14 protein-coding genes are annotated in these 21,270 nt (G+C 68.0%); 5 read left to right on the plus strand and 9 right to left on the minus strand.

Translation table 11 applies throughout. The features are described 5' to 3' along the window. Together M529_RS26285 and M529_RS26290 are read left to right on the plus strand one after the other, a co-directional pair. Window positions 1-690 (plus strand): NAD(P)-dependent oxidoreductase (locus M529_RS26285; RefSeq protein WP_021316262.1); only part of this gene is annotated, 690 nt, incomplete at its 5' end. Window positions 691-741: 51 nt separating this feature from the next. Beyond that, window positions 742-2,430, plus strand: a complete 1,689-nt coding sequence (locus tag M529_RS26290; RefSeq protein ID WP_021316263.1) for a GH39 family glycosyl hydrolase — start codon at window positions 742-744, stop codon at window positions 2,428-2,430. A gap of 74 nt (window positions 2,431-2,504) precedes the next feature. Here the strand turns inward: M529_RS26290 and M529_RS26295 are convergent, their stop codons facing one another. The 5 genes from M529_RS26295 to M529_RS26315 all read right to left on the minus strand — a co-directional run bounded on the left by M529_RS26295 (window position 2,505) and on the right by M529_RS26315 (window position 9,707). Continuing rightward, window positions 2,505-4,607, minus strand: a complete 2,103-nt coding sequence (locus M529_RS26295) for a phosphocholine-specific phospholipase C (protein WP_021316264.1) — start codon at window positions 4,605-4,607, stop codon at window positions 2,505-2,507. A gap of 33 nt (window positions 4,608-4,640) precedes the next feature. After that, window positions 4,641-5,654, minus strand: coding sequence for a phosphonate ABC transporter, permease protein PhnE (gene phnE, locus M529_RS26300; RefSeq protein WP_021316265.1), 1,014 nt, complete (start codon window positions 5,652-5,654; stop codon window positions 4,641-4,643). Next, window positions 5,651-6,430: a phosphonate ABC transporter ATP-binding protein gene (locus M529_RS26305; RefSeq protein ID WP_021316266.1), complete on the minus strand. Its 780-nt coding sequence runs from the start codon at window positions 6,428-6,430 to the stop codon at window positions 5,651-5,653. Before M529_RS26305 ends, phnE begins: the two co-directional genes overlap by 4 nt. Before the next feature lie 13 nt (window positions 6,431-6,443). Beyond that, window positions 6,444-7,361 carry a phosphate/phosphite/phosphonate ABC transporter substrate-binding protein gene (locus M529_RS26310; RefSeq protein WP_031294081.1) on the minus strand — a complete coding sequence of 306 codons (918 nt, stop codon included), beginning with the start codon at window positions 7,359-7,361 and terminating at the stop codon, window positions 6,444-6,446. 171 nt (window positions 7,362-7,532) lie between these two features. After that, the gene (locus tag M529_RS26315; protein WP_021316268.1) at window positions 7,533-9,707 is read right to left on the minus strand and encodes a TonB-dependent receptor plug domain-containing protein; all 2,175 of its coding nucleotides are present in this window, start codon (window positions 9,705-9,707) and stop codon (window positions 7,533-7,535) included. A 292-nt stretch (window positions 9,708-9,999) separates the two neighbouring features. Here M529_RS26315 and M529_RS26320 point away from each other — a divergent pair, with 292 nt between their 5' ends. Continuing rightward, window positions 10,000-10,923, plus strand: coding sequence for a MurR/RpiR family transcriptional regulator (locus tag M529_RS26320; protein ID WP_021316269.1), 924 nt, complete (start codon window positions 10,000-10,002; stop codon window positions 10,921-10,923). 25 nt (window positions 10,924-10,948) lie between these two features. On the opposite strand, the gene M529_RS26325 is transcribed toward M529_RS26320, so the two are convergent. From M529_RS26325 to M529_RS26335, 3 genes are all read right to left on the minus strand, one after another. Then, window positions 10,949-11,716, minus strand: coding sequence for an HAD-IIA family hydrolase (locus M529_RS26325; RefSeq protein WP_021316270.1), 768 nt, complete (start codon window positions 11,714-11,716; stop codon window positions 10,949-10,951). Window positions 11,717-11,807: 91 nt separating this feature from the next. After that, window positions 11,808-13,085 (minus strand): amidohydrolase family protein, encoded by a 1,278-nt coding sequence (locus M529_RS26330; protein ID WP_021316271.1) that lies wholly within the window; start codon window positions 13,083-13,085, stop codon window positions 11,808-11,810. Window positions 13,086-13,156: 71 nt separating this feature from the next. Continuing rightward, window positions 13,157-15,652, minus strand: coding sequence for a PepSY domain-containing protein (locus M529_RS26335; RefSeq protein WP_021316272.1), 2,496 nt, complete (start codon window positions 15,650-15,652; stop codon window positions 13,157-13,159). A gap of 122 nt (window positions 15,653-15,774) precedes the next feature. On the opposite strand from M529_RS26335, the gene M529_RS26340 reads away from it, so the two are divergent. Both M529_RS26340 and M529_RS26345 read left to right on the plus strand, forming a co-directional pair. After that, the gene (locus M529_RS26340) at window positions 15,775-17,871 is read left to right on the plus strand and encodes a TonB-dependent receptor (protein WP_021316273.1); all 2,097 of its coding nucleotides are present in this window, start codon (window positions 15,775-15,777) and stop codon (window positions 17,869-17,871) included. 306 nt (window positions 17,872-18,177) lie between these two features. Further along, window positions 18,178-19,599 (plus strand): M20/M25/M40 family metallo-hydrolase, encoded by a 1,422-nt coding sequence (locus M529_RS26345; protein ID WP_021316274.1) that lies wholly within the window; start codon window positions 18,178-18,180, stop codon window positions 19,597-19,599. A gap of 196 nt (window positions 19,600-19,795) precedes the next feature. On the opposite strand, the gene M529_RS26350 is transcribed toward M529_RS26345, so the two are convergent. Then, a partial coding sequence (locus M529_RS26350) for a gamma-glutamyltransferase family protein (RefSeq protein ID WP_021316275.1) occupies window positions 19,796-21,270 on the minus strand: 1,475 nt, incomplete at its 5' end.

Genomic DNA, 21,270 nt, shown 5'->3' on the forward strand with positions numbered 1-21,270 from the left:
TTCGTCGTGGCGATGGTCGCGGACAATGACGCCTCGCGCAACGCCTGGCTCGGGCCGCAGGGCGCGCTCGCGGCGATGGCGCCCGGCTCCGTCGCGATCGACAGCAGCACGCTCGATCCCGACTGGATCGAGACGCTGGCGGCGGAGATGAAGGCGGCCGGCGTCCATTTCGTCGAGGCGCCCGTGACCGGCAGCAAGGTCCAGGCCGAAAGCGGCACGCTGCGCTTCTTCGTCGGCAGCGACGGGGAAAGCCTGGAACTCGCCCGCCCGGTGCTCGACGCGATGGGCAATGGCGTGATCCATCTCGGCCCCGCAGGCAGCGGCGCGGTGATGAAGCTCGCCAACAACTTCATGGCTGGCATCCAGGTCGCCTCCTTCGCCGAGGCGCTGGCACTGATCGAGGCCAAGGGGCTGGATCGCGAGCAGGCGGTCAATGTCCTGCGCAACGGCGCGCCGGGCAGCCCCATGGTCGGGCTGATGGCGGACCGGATGCTGGCGCAGAATTACGATCCCAATTTCCTCGTCCCGCTGATGGCGAAGGATCTGGGCTATGCCGGCGCGCTGCTCGCCTCGGTCGGGATCGACTCCGGGCTGGCCGCCGCAGCCCGCGCCCGTTTCCAGCAGGCCGAAGCGGCGGGCTTCGGCGATCGCGACATATCCTCCGTCGTGGAACCCTTGCGCAAGGCGTGATGCCGTCGCCCGGCCGGTCCGCCGGCCGGGCGCTTACTATCCAGGGAGAGAATGATGCTGAAATCCGTCCTCGCCGGCCTTGCCGCCGCCGCCTCTCTGGCCTCGGGCGCGGCAGCGCAGGAAGCAAGCTTCCCCGTCGCCATCTCGGTCGATGCGGCGAAGACGGAAGGGCCGGTCAAGCCGGTCTGGCGCTTCTTCGGCGCCGACGAGCCCAATTATGCGACGATGAAGGACGGGCGAACGACGCTCGCGACCTTGGGCAGCCTCTCTCCCGACCGCGTCTATTTCCGCGCGCACAATCTCCTGACCTCGGGCGACGGCACCCCGGCGCTCAAATGGGGCTCAACCAACATCTATACCGAGGATGCGCAGGGGCGGCCGGTCTATAATTTCACCATCGTCGACCATATCTTCGACACCTACCGCGAACGGCATGTGAAGCCCTATGTCGAGATCGGCTTCATGCCCGAAGCGATGTCGACCAGGCCCCAGCCCTATCAGCACAATTTCCGCCCCGGCAGCGGCGACATCCGCACCGGCTGGGCCTATCCGCCCAAGGATTATGCGAAATGGGAAGAGTTGATCTACCAGTGGGTGCGCCACTGCGTCGAACGCTATGGCAAGCAGGAGGTCGAAAGCTGGTATTTCGAGACCTGGAACGAGGCCAATCTCGAGAAATATTACTGGGGCGGCAATCAGGCCGACTTCTTCCGCCTGCATGACGCGGCGGTGCGCGGCGTCCGCAGGGCGCTGCCGACCGCGCGGGTCGGCGGGCCGGACATTGCGGGGATGCGCGACACCTATCTCACCGATTTCATGAACCATGTGAAGCAGGCCGGGACGCCCACGGACTTCCTGTCCTTTCACGCGAAGGGCACGCCCAGCTTCATCGACGACGGCAATGGCAAGGGCCATGTGCGGATGGGCCTCTCCACCCATCTGCAGGTCGCGGATCATGAATTCGCCCAGGTCCAGAAGGACGCGACCTTCCGCAACACCCCGATCGTCATCGGCGAATCCGATCCCGAAGGCTGCGCCGCCTGCCAGGGACCTGCCAACGCCTATCGCAACGGGACGATGTATTCCAGCTACACCGCCGCCTCCTTCCCCCGGCTCCAGGCGCTCGCCACCCGGCGCGGGGTCAATCTGGAAGGCGTGCTGAGCTGGGCCTTCGAGTTCGAGGACCAGCCCTATTTCGCCGGCTTCCGCCAGCTGACCTCCGCCGGCATCGACCTGCCGGTGATGAACATCTTCAAGATGTTCGCGAAGATGGACGGCCAGTATGTCGCCGCCACCTCCGACCGCCAGCTGCCGCTCGACCAGGTGATGGCCAGCGGCGTGCGCGGCGATGCGGACGTCGGCACCCTCGCCACGGTCGACGAGAACAAGGTTGCGATCCTCGTCTGGCACTATCATGACGACGATCTCGCCGGCCCGGACGCCGCCGTGCGGATCAGCCTCGCCGGCCTGCCCGCCGCGCTGCGCAAGGGCGCGACGATGACGCACTACCGCGTCGATCGCGATCATTCGAACAGCTATGCCGCCTGGCTCAAGATGGGCTCCCCGATCGCGCCGAGCGACGCCCAGCGCGCCACCCTGCTCGAAGCGGCGAAGCTCACCACGGTCGACGGCCCCGCCCCGGCGGTGCAGGCCGGCGGCAGGGGCGCGTCGATCGACTTCCGCCTGCCGCGCCAGGGCGTGTCGCTGATCGTGCTGGAGCCGGCTGCCCCGACCCGCTGAGGCCTCTTCCCCTTCGGGCGACAGCGATGCCGCGTCGCCCGAAGGGGAAGGAACTCCCCGTCAGCCCCGATGCATCACGACACGTGCATCAGCGGGTCGCTGACCCCCGGCTTGCCGTCCTCGATCCTGCCGGCGAGCCGCATCGTGCATCCCTTGCCGGTAATGGCGAAGTCGTACCAGCCGCTGCTCTCCCGCGCCGACCAGCGCGCCGTGGCGCTCGCCCCCGCCGCCAGCGCAACGGTCCGGACCGAATTCACGCCATAGAGGTCGTTGCCCAGCGCCAGCTCGACCGGCGCCGCCGCCGGATTGCGAAAGCTGAGGTCCAGCGCCGCCGCCTTGGCGTCATAGCGCGCCGTCAGAGCCGGCATCGCCACGCCCGCGGCCCCCGTGAAGGCGCGCATGAAGCCGTTCGGCCCCAGCACATACAGGTCGAACCCGCCGTCGGCATCGACCGTCCACTGGTCGTCCAGGCTCTTGCCCGCCTCCACCGCATAGCGGCGCGGCAGCCGGTCGAGATGGCGCCGGTCATAGACATGGAAGGTCGCGCCCGCCGTGCCCTCGTTGACGAAGCGCAGCGAAACCCGGTTGCCGTCGCCCTGCGCGTCGACGTGCAGGACATAGGGCAGCGCCCGCGCATGGCGCAGCCCCTGTTCCTGGAACAGGCCCTCCGGCGCGCGCGGCGGCAGGATCTTGGGCCGCTGGAGATGCTGCGCCAGCGCCGCCTTCGAGCCTGTCGCGTCGGGCAGCGGCGGGAAGGCCCGGTCCCCCTCCATGCCGAAGTCGAAGCAGGAGGTGAGGTCACCGCACATCGCCCGATGCCAGGGGCTGATCGCCGGGACGGTGATGCCGAAGCGCTTCTCGATGAACTGGCCGACCGATGTGTGGTCGAAGGTCTGCGAATTGACCCAGCCGCCCTTGCTCCAGGGCGACACGACATACATGGGCACGCGCGGCCCCAGCCCCCAGGCACGCGTGGTGCCGGTCACGCTGTCGTCGCGCGAGGTGTATTTGTCCTCGTGGTCGTCGAAATATTCGCCGGCCAGGTCGAAGCTCGCCTTGCCCGCCATCGTGCCGTCCTTGTTGAAGGATGGCGGCGCGGGCGGCGGCAGATGGTCGAACTGGCCGTCATTCTCGTCGAAGGTCTGGAAGAAGACCGTGCTCGCCCAGACCTCCGGATTGGCGGTCAGCGCGTCCAGCACCCGCGCGGTGAACTCCGCGCCCTCGATCGGGGTGGAGGCGGAGGGATGCTCGGACCACTGCATCGGCGGCAGCACCCAGGACACGGCGGGCAGCGTCCCGTCCTTGACGTCCTGCTCCAGCCGCTCCAGCGACCAGTGCCGCATGCCCCGCTCGTACAGCGCCGACCCCGGCTTGCAGTGCCGGAATCCCTTGAAGGCCAGGCCGCCATGCATCGCCCCGGTCCAGTTGTCGTTCGGGTCCTGATAGATGCGCCAGTCGATGCCGTTCTTCTCCAGCACCTCAGGGATGGTCTCCCACTCCAGGTCGTTGCCGGCATAGCTATAGCCCGGCTCGGGGAGCGCGCCCTTGATCCAGGAGCGCAGGTTGTTGGGCTCCGACTTGTCCTCGCGGCAGTTGCGGCCCGCCGCCTGCTCGCTGGGGTCGAAATTGGACCCCGACCAGAAGACGATGCGATTGGGATCGGTGCCGGTCGTGATCGAACAGTGATAGGCGTCGCAGATCGTGAAATTCTCGGCCAGCGCGAACTGGAACGGGATGTCGGCACGCCGGTAGTAGCCCATGGAATAGTCGGTCTTGAACTTGGGCCACAGGCCGAAGCTGCCCTGGTTCCAGGCCGCCTGCGAGTCGGCGAAGCTGTGCGGGGTGCCCGGCACCTTCATCGCGTTGGTTTTCCCGGTATCGAGGTGGAAGGGTGGCAGGACGCGCGCGCCGTTCGACTGCTCCCACACGCTGCGGCCGCCGGGCAGCGGCACCGTATGCCGGTCGCCGAAGCCGCGCACGCCCTTCATCGTACCGAAATAATGGTCGAAGCTGCGGTTCTCCTGCATCAGGATGACGATGTGCTTCACATCCCTGATCGTGCCGGTGACGCGCCGCGCCGGGATGGCGAGCGCCCGGCCGATGCTGGCCGGCACGGCTGCGGCGGCGCTGATCGCGCCCACGGCCTTCAGGAAATCACGCCTGTTGTTCGTCACCATGATGTCATTCTCCTGCGAGAGTGCGAGGCAAGGTCATAGGAAGCGCCGCCGCAGCCGGCCGGAGGCCTGGTCGAGCAGCAGCACGACGATGAAGATGGCAATCAGGATCGTGCCGACATGGCCGTAATCGTACATGTCGTACCGGCCCTTCAGTTCCTGGCCGATGCCGCCCGCGCCGACCAGGCCGACGACGGTCGCCATGCGGACGTTGCGGTCGAGGATGTAGAGCGTGCTGCCGATATGGTGCGGCATCACCTGCGGCAGGATGGCGAGCCGCCAGATGGCGAGCCTGCTCGCCCCCACGGCGGCGAGCGCCTCCTGCGGCCTGCGGTCGGCATTCTCGATATCGTCGGTGAAGAAGCGGCCGAGCACCCCCGCGCCGTGCAGCCCGAGCGCCAGGAAGCCGGCGATCGGGCCGAAGCCATAGGCGATGACCAGGAACAGCGCGCTGATCAGCTCCGGCACCGCGCGCAGCATGCCGACCACCGCCCGGGCGACCCAGCGCACCGGCCAGGCCGGCATGGTGTTGGGCGCGCTCGCCAGCGCCAGCGGCAGGCCCAGCAGCACCGCGATCAGCGTGCCCCAGAAGGCAATCTCCAGCGTTTCCAGCACCTTGACGAGAACATGCTCGGCATAGCCCAGCGGTCGCACCAGATAGACATGGCGCACCGGCCGCGCCTCCAGCTCCAGCGTCGCGGGGTTCAACGCCTGCTCGGTCGTCTGCACCGTCTCCAGATGGGCGAACGGCGGCAGGCGGGCGGGATCGAATCCCTCGATGCGCGCCACATCCTGCCGGTCCGACAGTTCCAGCGGCACGAGCCGTCCGATCACCCGCGCCAGCCCCTGCGACGCAGGCGGCTCCTCGGCAAGCCCGGCCTTCGCCAGCAGCGCCGTGCCGGTCTCGCGAAGCATGCGGCCGACCTCGACCCGCTGACCGCTGTAGAACAGCAGCGCCAGCGCCGCGATCACCGCCAGAACCGTGCGGGTGCCGAAGGGGCGTGGGAAGGTCCAGCCGGCGCTGCCCCCGCTCATCGCGCCCGCGCTCATACCGCCTCCCGCAGGCCGACCGTCGCGCCGGCCGGAGCGCCCTCGCCCTTGGCGTAGATCACCGCCAGGTCGCGCTCGCGCAGCGCCTCTGGCCTGCCGTCAAAGATCACGCGCCCCCGGTGCAGCGCCACGATCCGGTCGGCGAAGGCGCGCGCCAGGTCCAGCTGGTGCAGGCTGCACAATACGGTCGCGCCGCGCTCGCGCGCCTGCCGACGCAGCAGCGCCATCGCCTCCCGCCCGGTGCCCGGGTCCAGGCTCGCGACCGGCTCGTCGGCCAGGATGATCGCCGGGTCCAGCATGAAGGCGCGCGCCAGCCCCAGCCGCTGCTGCTGCCCGCCCGAAAGCTGCTCGGCCCGCCGCCGCAGATGCGCTTCCTCCAGCCCGACCGCCTCCATCAGCGCGCAGGCCTTGCGCTTCAGGGGCTCGGGGTAAAGACCGGTCAGCACGCGCCAGAGCGGCAGCGCCGATACCGCGCCCGCCATGACATTGGCCGCTCCGCTTCCCCGCGCCACCAGTCCGAAATGCTGGTGCACCATGGCGATCCGCTTGCGCAGCAGCGGCAGCGACCGGCGGTCCACCCGCAGCCCGTTGACCAGCACCGCGCCGGCGGTAGGGCTTTCCAGCCCGTTGACGCAGCGCAGCAGCGTCGATTTCCCGGCGCCCGAATGGCCCAGCAGCACGCAGAAAGTGCCGGCCGCGATCGTCAGCTCTATGCCGTCCAGCGCCCGCGTCCCGTCGGGCCAGGTTCTGGAAAGCTGCTCGAACCGGATTTCCATGGCCCCTCCCCCTTCAGCGCTCGGCCGACTTCTTGAGGATCTCGCCTTTGAGATCGTCGCTCAGCAGCGCCATCTTCCTCGCGGCGGCATCGAAGCGGGCGGCGGGGAAATGGGCGTCATAGCCGTCCACCTGCGCGCCGCCATAGCCGCGGATCATCTCCGGCGTGACGCCCGGCGCCTTGGCGACGCCCTCGAACCCGTCGCGCAGCCGCTGCTTCAGTTCGGCCGGCAGGCGGCTGGCCATGACGATCGGCGGATAGGGAATGGCCTCGCTGCGGGCGATCACCTTCACCTCGGTCGCGCCCGGCACATGCTCGCGCACCGCCTTGTCGTAGGAATCGAAGGACAGCGCGGCGGCATCCACCCGCTTCCCGATCAGCGCAGCCAGGCTGTTGGCATGGCTCCCCGTCAGCCGCAGCGCGCCCAGGTCCTTCACCGGGTCGATATGCGCGCCGATCAGCATGGTGACGGGAAAGACGAAGGAGGAGGTCGAATTGACGTCGCCGAAGGCCACGCTTTTGCCGCGCAGGTCGGCGATCGACCGGATCGGCGAATCCTTCCGCGCAAACAACCCGGCATAATAGACCGACTGGCCCTTCTTCACCGCTACGGCGAGCAGGTCGGCGCAGCCGCGCTGGCTCGCCTGGAGATAGGTCACCGGGCCGACGAAGGCGATGTCGGCGGTGCCGTTGCACATCGCCTCGACGACCGCACCATAGGATTGCGCAACCTTGAGGTCGAAATCGATCCCGGCGCTCTTGCCCACCGCGGCGAAGATCGGGCGGTAATCCGCCAGCGTCCCGCTTTCGGTGCCTCCGTCGGCGGGGATCAACAGCACGTGCAGCGGCGCCCCCTTCCCCGCTGTCGACGGTTGCGAACAGCCGGCCAGCGCCAGCGCCGCCAGGATCGCGGCCATCACCCTTCCGTGCATGGATTGTCTCCCCGTTGTCGCGCCGCAGCGCAGCGCACGCCGGGCGCATGCACGCCCGGCGTGACAGGGGGATGAAAGCGTCCCGCGAAGGCGACCGGTGGACAAGGGGCGTCGATCCTCGGAGCGAAGAGGCCGGCGCGACGACACGCCGCTCCGGCCTCGGCGGCTGGCTCAGAAGGTGGTCGTGTAGGAGAAGTAGACGCTGCGCGGCTTCCCCTCGAAGGGATAGCCATAATAATAGTTCGGGTCCGTCGGCAGCAGCTCGCCGCGCACCGCCGCCACGCTGTAGCGCTGGTTGCCGAAGCCGTAGCGCTCCGCATATTTCTCATCCAGGATGTTGACCAGGCGAAGCTGGAAGCGATGCTGCTGCTCGTCGCCCGCCCAGAAGCCGATCGACCCGTTCAGCACGAAATAATTGCCGAAATTGTGCCGCAGGCGGTTGTTGAGGCCGCCGGTCGCATATTCCGGCCCCTGGTAGCGGGGGAACAGGTTGACGTGGAAGCGCTTGTCCGGCGAGTTCCACGCCAGCGTCCCCTGGATCATATATTCGGGCGTCTCGTTGATCTGCAGGTCGGATCCCTTGAGATGCGCCTTCTGCTTGGTGAAGCCCAGGTTGAAGGACCAGATGCTGCCGATGTTGAGGTTGAGGTCGGCGGTCAGGCCGCGGATCTGGGTGACGGCGGTGTTGTTGAAATAGGTGTTCGGCGTCAGGCCCGACGTGGTCTGGATGCGGTTCGAGATGTCGGTGTAGAAGGCGCCGACCTCGCCGCTGAAGCTGACGTCGCCCCAGCTCCGCGCGAAACCGCCGGCGCCGTTGAAGGTCTTGGTCGTCTCCGTCTTCAGGTCGGGATTGCCGACCAGGGTCGGGCTGACCGCGAACAGTTCGTTGGTCTTGGGCAGGCTGTAGGATGTGCCGCCATTGCCGCGCAGGTAGAAGTCGCCGATCGGCTGGCGCACGCCGAACTTCCAGATGAACTTGTGGTCGAACGCCTGGCTGAAATCGACGCGGCCTGCCAGGCTGATGTTGGTGGTGGGGCTGAACGGCAGCGTCGGCCGCAGGTCCAGATAGAGGCCGGTGGTATGCGTCCAGGCCTGGCTGATGTTGAACACCGGGTCGGAGTCGTTGCGATACGACACGCGCTGCACGCCGAACACCGCCTCGCCGATGTTCGGCAGGGTCAGCGTGTTGCGGAAGTTGATGCCATATTCCATGAAGGCGCCGACCTTGGAGTCCTTGCCGAAGCCCTTGTTGGGGTAGGGGATGGAATGGCCGGTCGCATGGCCGAAGGGGATCGTCGCCTTGGTGTCGGGATTGATGCAGCCCGTCGCGACGCGGCAGATCTCGGCGAAGGTCTCGGTGTTGTTCAGCTTGGGATTGGTCCAGTAGGCGCCGAACTCGGTCAGCAGCTTCTCGGACCAGCGATGCGTCAGGCTGGCGTCGACGATCGGGTAGCGCACGCGGTTGGGCGAATAGGTCTCGTTGTCCGGGAAGGCGTCGAAGAACTCGATCTGGGTATATTGCCCGTTCAGCCGCAGTTCGGTCGCATCGTCCGGTTTGTAGAGGAACTTGATGCCGACATTGTTGCGGTTCAGCGGATATTTCTGCACGCCGCCGGCCGCCTTCACATTGTCGACGAAGTCGTCGGGGTTGAAGATGCGCGGCCCGTCGGTGTTCTGGGAACTGCCATAGACCATGACGCCCAGCTTGCCGTCGGCGTCCAGCCGCGCCTGGGCATTGCCCCAGATCTCGCGCGAGTTGAACGATCCGTAGCTCGCGCCCAGCTCCACCTTGTTCTCGCCGGTCGGCCGCTTGGTGACGATGCTCACCACGCCGATGCCGCCATTGGACCCGAAGAACAGGCTGTTGCCGCCGCGGAACACCTCGACACGCTCGATCATGTGCGGGTCGATCGTGGTGGTGCTCCAGATCTCCTCCAGCGCCGGGCCACGGTCGTAGAGCGGCACATTGTCCAGCACGACCAGCGTGTCGCGGTCGCCGCCGCCGTCCAGGCGGATGGTATATTCGCCCTCGTCCGGCGAGTAGCCGACATTGGCGCCCTTGATCAGGAACTGAGCCAGCTCGGCGAAGTTGCTCGCGCCGCTCGCCGCGATGTCGGCGGCGGAAACGATCTGGACGTAATTGCCGAACGCGACGGCTTCCTCGGCGGTCTTGGTGGCCTTGACCGCCTGGCCCGTGACGATGATCTGCTGCTCGGCAGGGTCGGATGCGGGGGCGGCTTGCGCCTCGGCGGTCTCGGTTGCCCATGCCGGCGCTGCGGCCAGCATGGACCCGGCCATCAGCGCCCCGAACAGGCGCGCGACAGGACGATAAGAGCGTATTTTCACCGCGTTTCCCCCGAATGAAAGAGTTTCTTGCGGCGCGAACCGCGCCGCCACGCGCTTCCCCGAAGAAGGGGCGGCGGGCGGAGCGGTCGATGCCGGTGAGGGCTCCTCTAATGAGTCGATATGACAGTAGAATGAAAAAAACTCATTTTTATTTGCCTGAGTAATAAGATACATGCATTATGAAATGAGAAATATCAGTCCTCTCCTCCCGGAAACCGCCGCTTTTCCGGCACGAACAGAAATGAGGAAAACTCATGCCTGGCCCTCCGAGGGTTGAGCGTGCATGATGGCCATGCCCAGCAAAGAGGACTCGCCCGTGACGACCGCCGCAAGAACGCCCCGGGGCCGCGCCGCCTCCACCGACAACCGGCCGGTCGAAAATGCCCTGGGCCGGATCCGCGCGGCCCAGCCGGGCATGGCAAAGAGCGCGCAGCGAATCGCGCAGTTCATCCTCGAACGGCCGGCCGACATCGTCGGCATGTCCGTCACCGAACTGTCGGAAGCGACCGAAGTCAGCGAAGGCAGCATCATCAACTTCTGCCGCAGCATCGGCCTGTCGGGCTTCCAGCAGATGAAGCTCAGCCTCGCGCAGGAAATCGTCCAGCCGGTCCAGTTCATCCACGAGGATCTCGACCGCGCCGACGACATGGGCACGGTCTGCCGCAAGGTCTTCCATTCGGGCGTGCAGGCGCTGCGCGACACGCTCTCGGTGCTGGAGCCCGACGCGCTGACCCAGGCGGTGGAGACGGTTCGCGCGGCGCGACGGATCGAGATCTACGGCATCGGCTCCTCCGCCCCGATCGCGGAGGACACGCAATATCGCATGCTGCGCATCGGCCTCGACGTCCGCGCGGTGACCGACAGCCATGTCCAGGCGATCAGCGCCTCGCGCTGCGACTCCGGCGTCGCGACCATCACCATCTCGCACAGCGGCGCCACGCATGAGACGGTCGCGGCCACCCGCCTCGCCCGGGAAGCGGGGGCCAGGACGATCGTCATCACCAATTTCGCGCGCTCGCCGATCCAGGCCTTCGCCGACATCGTGCTCTTCACCATGGCACGCGAAACGCGCTTCCGAACGGAGGCGATGACCAGCCGGATCGCCCAGCTCTGCGTCGTCGACGCCCTGATCGCCGGCCTCGCCCTCGCCGATTACGACCGGGCGACCGACACGCTCAAGAAGACGTTCGACGTGCTCTCGATGAAGCGCTTCTGACCCGTGCGCCCGGCCGGGCGCGCGATCAGGCCTCGATCAGATGCTCGAACCGCAGCGGCGACGCGCCGCCGATCAGGATCGGCCTGATGCCGAAGGCCAGCGCCCCCTCCCCATCCGTGTCGGGATTGTCGCCGATCATCACCGCCTCCTCCGGGCGGACGGCCAGTCGGGCGCAGGCGCGCTCGAACAGCAGCGGCCCCGGCTTGCCGATCACGACCATGCCTGCCTCCGCCTCCCGCACGCAGGCAAGCAGCGCGGCCAGCAGCGCCCCGGTCTCGGGCACCAGCCGGTCGCCGGCGCCGGGATGGGTCCGGTCGGCATTGGCGACGACCAGCGCCGCCCCGTCGCGCAGCGCGTTGATGGCCCGCTGCAGCTTGGCATAGGTGAAGCGCGCGTCGCGCATCAGCACCACCACGTCGGGATCGTCCCGCACCAGCGGCACCCCTGCCCCGCAGGCGAAGCGCCGCATCCGCGACGCCGACAGCAGCATCACTCGCTGATAGCCCTGCTCCGCCACATGGCGGATCGCCTCGGCCCCGGCCATGAAGATCCGGTCCTGCGAAACCGCCAAGCCGTGCTGCGCCAGGATCGCGGCGAAATCCTCCGGCAGATGCGTCGAGTTGTTGGAGATGATCGCGACGCGCTCGGCATGGCGCGCGATCAGGCTCCTCGCCCCGGGCATCACCCGGTTGTCGATGGCCACGCACCCGTCCCAGTCCAGCAGCAATCCCTTCGCCGCATGGACCGCCCGACGTTCGGCCCGGCCCAGCGGCGGCAGCCCCCCAAAAGACAAACTCCGCCCCTCTCGGTCGATTTCCCGAGGCCCATCTATATTCAATATTTGATGGTGTAAATATGAATTTATCTCAACTTCTGACCCCTCCTCAATGCACGCGGCGGCCGTCGATCCAGACCTGCTCCAGCGTCTTGCTGTGGCGGATATTGTCCAGCGGGCTGGTGCTCAGCACCAGCAGGTCGGCGCGCCGCCCCGGCCGCAGCGTGCCCAGCTGGTCGTCGATCCGCATCACCTGCGCCGCGCCGCCCGTGGCGGCGACCAGCACCTGCATCGGCGTCATCCCCGCTTCGGCCATCATCGCCATCTCCAGATGCTCGAAATAGCCCTGGAAGCGCCCCGCACCCGCGCCACTGTCGGTGCCCATGGCGATCGGCACGCCCGCGTCGGACAGCAGCTTCAGGTTGCGTTTCGCCTGCGCCAGCGCCGGCTTGATCGCCTGCGCGGCCGGATCGGCGCGCATCTTCGCCTGCGCCTCGGGCGTGCTCAGCGCCGCCAGCGGCGCGCGATAGGCGGCTTCCTTCGCAAAGAAGGGATCGGCGACGAAATCCGGCGTGCCTTCATAGACGAAGACGGACAGGTCGCGGGTCAGCGTCGGGATATAGCCGACGCCGCGCGCTTTGATCGCCGCGATCAGGGCCGCGTCGGCGTCGCGGTCGCGGATGCTGTGCGCCAATATGTCGACGCCGGCATCGACAACGCCCTTCGTCTCCGCCGCGGTGAACATGTGGATGGCGATCCGCTTTCCCTCGGTATGGGTCTGGTCGATCATCGCGCCATAGACGGCGGGCTGGCGGATCGGCGCGTCGGGCGGGCCTTCCAGCCGGACCTTGATGATGTCGACGCCGCGCGCGACATTCTCGGTCACCCGCTTGCGGCCGTCGGCGGGATCGGTCGCGTTCAGCACCGGCCCCGACACGAACAGCCGGGCATGGTCCAGCGTGCCCGCGCGCGACTGCTCCCGGGTCTCGCGGCTCAGCGCCACGCTCTCCGCCCCGTCGTCGCCCAGGCTGTAGACGGTGGTGACGCCGTAACGCGCATAGAGCGCGAGCTGGTCGACGAGCTGCTGGCGCGCCGGCACGGCGGATCGCGGGCTGGCGTTCACATGGGCATGGGCGTTGACGATGCCGGGCATGACGGTCTTCCCCGCCAGGTCGACGCGCTCCGCATCGGCGGGGATGGCGACGGTGCTGCGCGGCCCGACCGCGACGATCCGGCCGTCGGTCACGACCACCACGCCGTCGCGGACGGGCGCGGCCCCCGTGCCGTCGATCACCATCGCCCCGACAAAGGCGGTGGTGGCGGCGTTCGCAGGCGCGGCGCCCCACAGCGCCAGGATGCTGAGGCCAAGGCTCTTCAGGAAACGCATGCTCTCCCCCTATCTTGCTCGCAGGTGAGGCATCCTATCATGCACGCCGCCGGGCCGCACCCCGGCGCGGATCAGTAGATGTCGCGCTTGTAGCGCCCCTCCTCCGCCAGTCGATCCACTCGGTCCTCGCCCAGCGCCCGCACCAGCGCCGCATGGACGCCCTGCGCCATGCCCTCCAGGCTGCCGCAGACCAGGATCGTCGCGCCCGCGTCGATCCATTCGGCCACCGCCTCGCCCGCCTCCGCCAGCAGATCCTGCACATAGCGCCCGCAATCGGCATCCCGGGAATAGCAGCGGTCGAGCCGCGCCAGCGTGCCGTCCGCCAGCCAGCCGGAAAGCTCGGCGTCGAAGAAGCGCTCATGCGCGCGGCTGCGTTCGCCGAACAGCAGCCAGTGGCCTTTGCTTCCCTCATGCGCCGCCGCGCGCAGATGCGCGCGCAGCCCGGCGATGCCCGTGCCGTTGCCGATCAGGATCATCGGCGCCCACTCGTCGCCCGCCACCCGGAATCCGGGATTGGGCCGCACCCGCAGCTTCGTGGTCGATCCCACCGGCAGATGCGCGGTCAGCCATCCCGACCCGATGCCCAGCCGCCCGTCGGCATGGCGCACCTGCCGCACCACCAGGTCCAGCGTGCCGTCCGCCGGGATCGACGCCGCCGAATATTCGCGCACAGGCAGCGGCCGGGGCACGTCGTCCGGCGGCAGCATCACGTCCATCAACTGCTCGCGCGACAGGGCGGCTCGCTCCATCAGCTCGCCGTCCGCAACCTGCGCGCCCAGCAGCACCTCGACATCCTCGGGCGCGTTGCGCGGCCGCACCTCGACGATGTCGCCCGCCGCCCAGTCCATCGCGCCGCCCGCCGGCGGCTCGAACCGCAGATGATAGGCCGTCTGCGCTGGGCTGTCGGGGTTCAGCGCCTCGCGCGCCACCAACGTCCATTCCTCGAAGGGAAGCGCCGCCTGCCCGCGCATGGCCTCGCCCGCGCCCAGTCCGTGCAAGGCCGCCGCCCAGGCCGCCTCCGCTTCGGCATCGTCATGCCCCATCACCACCATCGGGAACAGCGGCTGCGCCCCGGCGCCCGCCAGCCAGGCGTCCACCGCCCGGCCATAGCCGCAAAAGTCCGCATATTCCCGGTCGCCCAGCGCCAGCACGCCATAGTGCAGCCGGCGCAGGTCCGGCGCGGCACCGTGCATCATTCGGGCGGTGAAGCCGCGCGCCATGTCGGGCGGCTCGCCATCGCCATAGGTGCTGACCACGAACAGCGCGCGCTGCGTCGCCGCCAGCATTTCGGGGGTCAGCTTGCCCACCGCGATCACCCGCGCGCGCACCCCGCCCCGGCCCAACGCCTGCGCGGCGTTGCGCGCCCGGATTTCGGCCGTCCCGGTCTGGCTGGCATAGGCGATCAGCAGGTCGCCCGCCTCCCCAGCCGGCAGCGCATCGGCTTCCAGCGCCTTCGCCTCCCGCTTGCGCCGACGCCGCGACAGATAGAGCAGGAATCCCGTCACCGTGAACAGCGGCATGGTGAGGCTCGTCATCAGGATCACGATCCGTCCCGGCAGCCCGAAGAAGGCGCCCCGGTGCAGTTCGAACATGCTCTGGGTGATGATCTTGCCCAGCGGGCGCCGGTCGTACAGGTCGCGCGTCTTCAGCGCCGCGGTCTTGGGATCATAGCTGAACCGGTCCGTCTGGCGCAGGTGCCGCGCATCGCCCCTTCGCGCCTCGAAGTTGATCGTCTTCATCGGCTGCGCGGGCGCCGGCTGGGTGATCCGCACCCAGGCGTAGCTGTCGCCCGTCTCCCGGCGGAACGCAGCCCAGGCCGGGTCGATCGCCGGACGAGGCGCGATGCCGCTTTTCTTCGCGCGCGCGCCTTCCTCGCCCCTCGCCTTGCCCGTCAGCGCATAGGTGACGCCGCGCCTGTACCAATCATAGCTCCACCACAGCCCGGTGAAAGCGCTCAGCAGGTAGAACAGCAGCACCCACGTCCCGACCACGACGTGCAGGTTGCGCCACAGGTTGCGCCCGGTCTTGCGCAGGTCCAGCACCAGCCAGGCGCGCCAATCCAGCGCGCGTCGCGGCCAGCGCAGGTAAAGGCCCGACAGCGCGAAGAAGATCAGCGACAGCGCGCTGATCCCCGTGATCTGCCGCCCGATCCCGTTGCTCCCGCCCGGCAGCGCGAGCCAGCGATGCAGGTCGTCCGCCATCTGGAAGAATCCCGCTCCGGCCGGCTCACCCAGCCAGCGCCCGGTGGCGCGGTCCACCTGCCCCTGCCTGCGGCTCCGTCCCTCGACGGCGGTCAGGCGCACGCCGTGCGACCGCACCCGCGCCGTCTCCCAATCGAGCCGGCTCACATAATAGCCCGGATTGTCCGCCTGCAGCCGCGCAATCAGCCGGTCGGGCGACAGGTCCGGCCCTGTGGGCACGCCCGGCGCGTAAAGCCGCGGCGACAGCGCCTTGTTGATCTCGTCCTCGAAGCTCATCGACGCGCCGGTGACGCCCATCAGCGCCAGCACCAGGCCGGCGGTGATGCCCAGGAACCAGTGGATCTGGAAAAGAACGCGCTTGGTCACCCGGACTCCGTTGCATGCGACCCGATGGAATTTGGCCGCTATCGCAAAAGTATTGAAAATGCAATTGCGACATATTCGCAATATCGCTAGAGGCGCGACACATCGTCTCAAAGGGGGAATATATGGGCTTCTGGATCATGGCCGCCGCCGTCGCGGGTACCGCTGCAGGCGACGCGCAGGCGGGTGTCCCGCTCGACGAGGCGCAGGTCGAACGCCGGCTGGACGAGGAGATCATAGTCACCGGCCAGCGCCCGACCTTCAGGACGGAGGTCGTGCAGGTCGGCGCCTTCCGCAACCAGTCGATCCTCGATACCCCAGCCAGCATCGCCGTCATCCCCCGCGCGCTGCTCGACGCCCAGGGCGCCACCGGGCTGGAGGATGCGCTGCGCAACGCGCCCGGCGTCACCCAGCAGGCGACCAGCCCCACCACCAGCAACAATTTCGTGTCGCGCGGCGTGCTGATGAACGCGCGCACCAACTATCGCCTCAACGGCGCGCTCCAGATCGTGAACCTCAGCCCCGTGCCGATCGAGAACAAGCAGCGCGTCGAGCTGCTGAAGGGTGTCTCCGCCCTCTATTACGGCCTCGCCACGCCCTCGGGCATCGTCAACGTCGTGACCAAGCGCGCCGGCGACCAGCCGGTCACCAATGTCTATGCCAATGGCGATGCGGAAGGCAGCATCGGCGCCGGCTTCGACATCGGCCGCAAGTTCGGCGGCAACGACCAGTTCGGCATCCGCATCAACGGCTATTCGGCCCATGTCGAAACGCCGATCGACGGGGTAAATGGCTATCGCTATCTCGCCAGCGGCGCGTTCGACTGGCAGGCGACCGAGCGCCTGTCGCTGAAGCTCGACGTCGAGCATTACCGCCGCGCCACCGACGAGCCGGGCGGCATCTCGCTCGCCGCCTTCCAGCTGCTCGACCATGTCCCCAATCCGCACAGCCGCTACGCGCCCAACAACGCGCCCTATCGCACCTGGTCGACCAATGTGCTCGGCCGCGCCGACTATGCGCTGGGCGGCACCTGGTCGGTGCGCGCGGAGGCCGGCCTCGCCCAGTCCCGCCGCCAGCGCAGCCGCGCCGACTTCAGCTTCGACAATAGGCAGGACAGCCTTGAGACCGGCGCAGGCCGGATCGCGGGCAATTACACCCCCGACCAGGAATATCGGAACGAATATGTCCGCGCCGAGATCGCGGGCAGGCTGCCGACCTTCGGCATAGAGCATGAGCTGCTGTTCGGCGTCGCCCGCAACCGCCAGGTGCAGGAGGACCAGCACCAGCGCAACTACACCGCCGTCGCGCAGAATTTCTATAACCCGCGCCGCATCGATTTCGACGACCTGGTCTTCACCACCACCCGCCTCCTGCCGGGCAGCGTCAACATCGACACCGGCTTCTACATGCTCGACATCGCCCATGTCGGCGAAAAGCTGCTGCTGATCGGCGGCGTGCGCCGCGTCCTCTACGACACCGACGACGCCACCGGCGACTATCGCATGAAGGCGTGGACCCCGACCGGCGGCGTGGTGTTCAAGCCGACCCCGAAGTCCAGCCTCTACTTCACCTATATCGAGGGGCTGGAAAGCGCCGGCACCGCGCCCGCCGGCACCACCAACGAAGGCGACATCCTGCGCCCCGTGCTCAGCAAGCAGATCGAAGCGGGCGCCCGCGCCGAAGTGGCGGGCGCGCTCGCCAGCGTCGCCTATTTCCACATCGACCGGGGCCTGGACTATATCAACAGCGCCAACACCTATGTCGTGGACGGCCGCGCCGTCCATGAGGGCGTGGAGGCCTCGCTCCAGGGCAATCTCACCCCCAGCCTCTCGGTCGCGCTGTCCGGCCAGTATCTGAAGGCAACGCAGGACGAGACCGGCGACGCGACGCTCGACGGCCGGCGCGTGGATAATACGCCGCGCTGGTCGGCTTCGCTATTCGCCGAATACCGCCTGCCCACCCTGCCAGACCTCGGCATCAACGCGGGGGCCTATTATACCGGCCTGCGCTACGCCGACGCCGCCAACAGCCTCCGGATGCCGGCCTACACCACCTACAGCCTGGGTATGAACTACCGGCTGCGGCTCCAGGGCGACCGCGCCCTCACCTTGCGCGTCAACGGCGACAACCTCACCAACAAGCGCTACTGGTCCACCGGCGGCTCGATCTTCTACGTCGGCCTCGCCCGCCAGGTCCGCTTCTCCGCCAGCATGGATTTCTAACGGGATCGCCTCGGTGGGCAAATTCAGACGGTCCGCTAACGGCCGGAACGGGATATTCCCCGCCACCGTTCGCCCTGAGTAGGGACTGAGCTTGTCGAAGGCCCGTATCGAAGGGGCAGCGCACGACATCGGTCCTTCGATACGCCATTTCGACAAGCTCAATGGCTACTCAGGACGAACGGAGGATGTGCCTGCTCCCCACCCATCTCTTCTCCTCCCGCAGGCGGGAGGGGAAATGATGGGGCGTGGATTTCCCCCCAATCCTCCGTTTCACCCCATGGGTGCAGCACACACAGGGGGAATGCGATGCGAACATTCGGGCGCTGGCTGGCGGGGTCGATCATGGCGATGGCGGCAGCGGGGCTGGCCACCCCTTCGCAGGCGGCGACCGCCCCCGACGACGCGTCCTTCCGCGCCCTGCTCAAGGAGATGGTGGAAACCGACAGCAGCGCCGAATCCGGCAGCTGCACCGCCGTCACGGAGAAGGTGGCCGCCCGCATGAAGGCGGCGGGCTTTCCTGAACAGAACCTGCACCTGTTCGTGCCCGAAGGGGACCCCAAGGCCGGCATCCTGGTCGCGGTCTATCCGGGGCGCGACCCGAAGCTGAAGGCCGTGCTGATGCTCGGCCATGTCGACGTGGTCAACGCCCGCCGCGCGGACTGGACCCGCGATCCCTATGCCTTCATCGAGGAAAACGGCTATTATTACGGCCGGGGCGTCGCCGACATGAAGGCGCAGGACGCCATCTGGGTCGACAACCTGCTCCGCTTCCAGGCCGAAAAGTACAAGCCGCTGCGCACGATCAAGATGGCGCTGACCTGCGGCGAGGAAGGCGGCGGCTTCGTTAACGGCGCGCGCTGGCTGGTGGACAACCAGAAGGCACTGGTCGATGCCGGCCTCGCCCTCAATGAAGGCGGCTATGGCGAGCTGGACGAGAAGGGCAATCCCATCGACCAGCAGTTCCAGGCGGCGCAGAAGGTGGTGATGCAGTTCACGCTGGAAACCACCAATCCCGGCGGCCATTCCTCCGTCCCGCGCCCGGACAATGCGATCTACAGCCTCGCCCGCGCGCTCGACCGGCTCAGCCGCTACGACTTCCCGGTCCAGTTCATCGACGCCAACAAGGCCTATTTCACCAGGATGGCGAGCGTCGTCGGCGGCGAGAAGGGCAAGGCGATGACCGCGATCGTCGCCAACCCGCAGGACAAGGCGGCGAGCGACCTGCTCAACACGTCGCCCGCCCATCATTCGATGCTGCGCACGACCTGCGTCGCGACCCTGCTGTCCGCCGGTCATGCGGCGAACGCCCTGCCCCAGCGCGCGACCGCCACGGTCAACTGCCGCGTCATGCCCGGCGTCCCGACGGAGGAGGTGCTGGCAACGCTGGTCAAGGTGGTCGACGATCCGGAGGTCAAGGTGACGGCCTCGCGCGGCTATCGCCCCGCCAACCCCGCCCCGGTGACGGACAAAATCCTCGCCCCGGCCACCAAGGTATCGCAGCAGATCTGGCCCAATGTCCCCGTCGTCCCCTATCTCGCGACCGGCGCCACCGACGCGGTATCGCTGAACGCCGCCGGCATCCCGACCTATGGCGTCTCCGGCCTGTTCCGCGATCCCGACGGCAACGGCGTCCACGGCCTCAACGAACGCCTCCGCGTCCGCTCCGTCATGGAAGGCCGCCAGTTCCTCTACGGCCTCGTCAAGGCCTACGCCGACCAGAAGGATTGAGGTGGGATGAACCGTCACCCCGCCTTAGGGCTGGGGTGACGAAGGCGAGATGGCGGGTTTCGGCCATTCTCCGTCATCCCAGCGAAAGCTGGGATCTCACTTTTCTTTTCCTCGCATTGGGCCAGAAGAAGGGAGATCCCAGCTTTCGCTGGGATGACGGTTATGGATCTACCTCCGCTAACCGCTACCGCGACCCCTAATACCCCACCGCATACCCCATCCGCCGCGGGTCCGCGCCGCCCATGCGAGCGCCCGAGGGATCGACCATGATCCCCTGCACGCTGCCGATGGCATAGGGGCCGACCTTCTCGATCCTGTGGCCCATCGCCGCCAGCCCCGCGAGCACGGGCTCGGCGAAGCGCCCCTCCGCCTGCACGGTGATCGCCGCGCCCGGCTTGTAGAAATTGGGCTCGGCATCCAGCGCGAAGCGCGGCGCCTCGATCGCCGCCTGGATCGGCATGCCGCGGTCGATGGCGTTGACCAGGAACTGGAACTGCGTCTGGCCGATCGTCTCGCCGCCCGGCGATCCGAACACCAGCTTCAGCCGCCCCTTGTCGAGCACGATGGTCGGGCCATTGCCCAGCAGCGCGATCTTGCCGGGCGCCACCTTGTTGGGATGGCCGTCATAGGGCGCCGTCGATCCCAGCCGCAGCCCGTTGTTGAACAGGATGCCGGTATTGCCCATCACCAGGAAGGTGCCGAAGCCGCCGCCGATGGTGGTGGTGACGGCGATGGCATTGCCGTCCGCATCGACGGCCGACAGGCTGGTCGTATCGCCGCCCTGGGTCCGCTCGTCGCCCCGCGCGGCGAACTGCATCCGCGCCCGCTCCAGCATCGCGCTGGCGGCGGCGGCATTGCCGCCCTCGGGATAGACGCCCGCCTTCGCCGGATCGATCAGCTTGCGCCGCTCCGCCGCGAAGGCCTTGGACAGCAGCCCCTCGACCGGCGTCTTGGCGAAGCGGGGGTCCGCCGCATATTTATAGACGTCCGCCTTCGCCACCTTGATCGCCTCGATCAGCAGGTGGGTGAGCTGCGGCCCGTCGGCGGGCAGCGCCGACAGGTCGAAACCCTCGACCAGGTTCAGCTGCTCGCACAGCTCCAGGCCGGTGCGCGACGTCAGCGGGCTCACATAGACGTCGAGCCCCCGATAGTTGGTCGTGACAGGTTCTGCCCAGCGCGGCTGGTACGCCTTGAGGTCGTCGAGCCGCAGCCAGCCGCCCACCTCGGTCGAAAAGCGCGCGAATTCCTGCGCGATCGGCCCGGTGTAGAAATAGTCATAGGCCGCCTGCAGCGCCCGGTCGCGGTCCGCCCCGCCCTTCAGCGCCTGCGTCTCGGCATCGGCCAGCGACTGGAGCGTGCGCGCGAGGTCGGGATTGCGGAAGATCGATCGCGGCGCGGGCGGCTGCCCGCCCGGCAGGAACAGCGCCGCGCTGGTGGGATAGAGCGCCAGCGTCTTCTGCGCCCGCGCGATGAACATCGCGATCGACGGGTCGAGCGGATGGCCATCGCGGGCATAGCCGATCGCTGGCTCCAGCAGCGTCGCCAGCGGCAGCTTGCCGAAGCGGCGGGCGATCGCGATCCAGCCGCCGAACGCGCCCGGCACGGTCAGCGCCTTGGGCCCGTGGTTGAGCGCGGCAGGATCGCCAGTCGGGTCGAGCAGCCGCGGCGCGC

Source organism: Sphingobium ummariense RL-3 (genome assembly GCF_000447205.1).
Lineage (GTDB): Bacteria > Pseudomonadota > Alphaproteobacteria > Sphingomonadales > Sphingomonadaceae > Sphingobium > Sphingobium ummariense.

Bases quoted from the DNA above. Each gene is read 5' to 3' on its own strand.
- M529_RS26330 (WP_021316271.1), bottom strand. From the start codon at position 13,085: ATGCGTTTCCTGAAGAGCCTTGGCCTCAGCATCCTGGCGCTGTGGGGC.
- M529_RS26345 (WP_021316274.1), top strand. From the start codon at position 18,178: ATGCGAACATTCGGGCGCTGGCTGGCGGGGTCGATCATGGCGATGGCG.
- M529_RS26320 (WP_021316269.1), top strand. From the start codon at position 10,000: ATGCCCAGCAAAGAGGACTCGCCCGTGACGACCGCCGCAAGAACGCCC.
- M529_RS26290 (WP_021316263.1), top strand. From the start codon at position 742: ATGATGCTGAAATCCGTCCTCGCCGGCCTTGCCGCCGCCGCCTCTCTG.
- M529_RS26340 (WP_021316273.1), top strand. From the start codon at position 15,775: ATGGGCTTCTGGATCATGGCCGCCGCCGTCGCGGGTACCGCTGCAGGC.
- M529_RS26295 (WP_021316264.1), bottom strand. From the start codon at position 4,607: ATGGTGACGAACAACAGGCGTGATTTCCTGAAGGCCGTGGGCGCGATC.
- M529_RS26305 (WP_021316266.1), bottom strand. From the start codon at position 6,430: ATGGAAATCCGGTTCGAGCAGCTTTCCAGAACCTGGCCCGACGGGACG.
- M529_RS26310 (WP_031294081.1), bottom strand. From the start codon at position 7,361: ATGCACGGAAGGGTGATGGCCGCGATCCTGGCGGCGCTGGCGCTGGCC.
- phnE (WP_021316265.1), bottom strand. From the start codon at position 5,654: ATGAGCGCGGGCGCGATGAGCGGGGGCAGCGCCGGCTGGACCTTCCCA.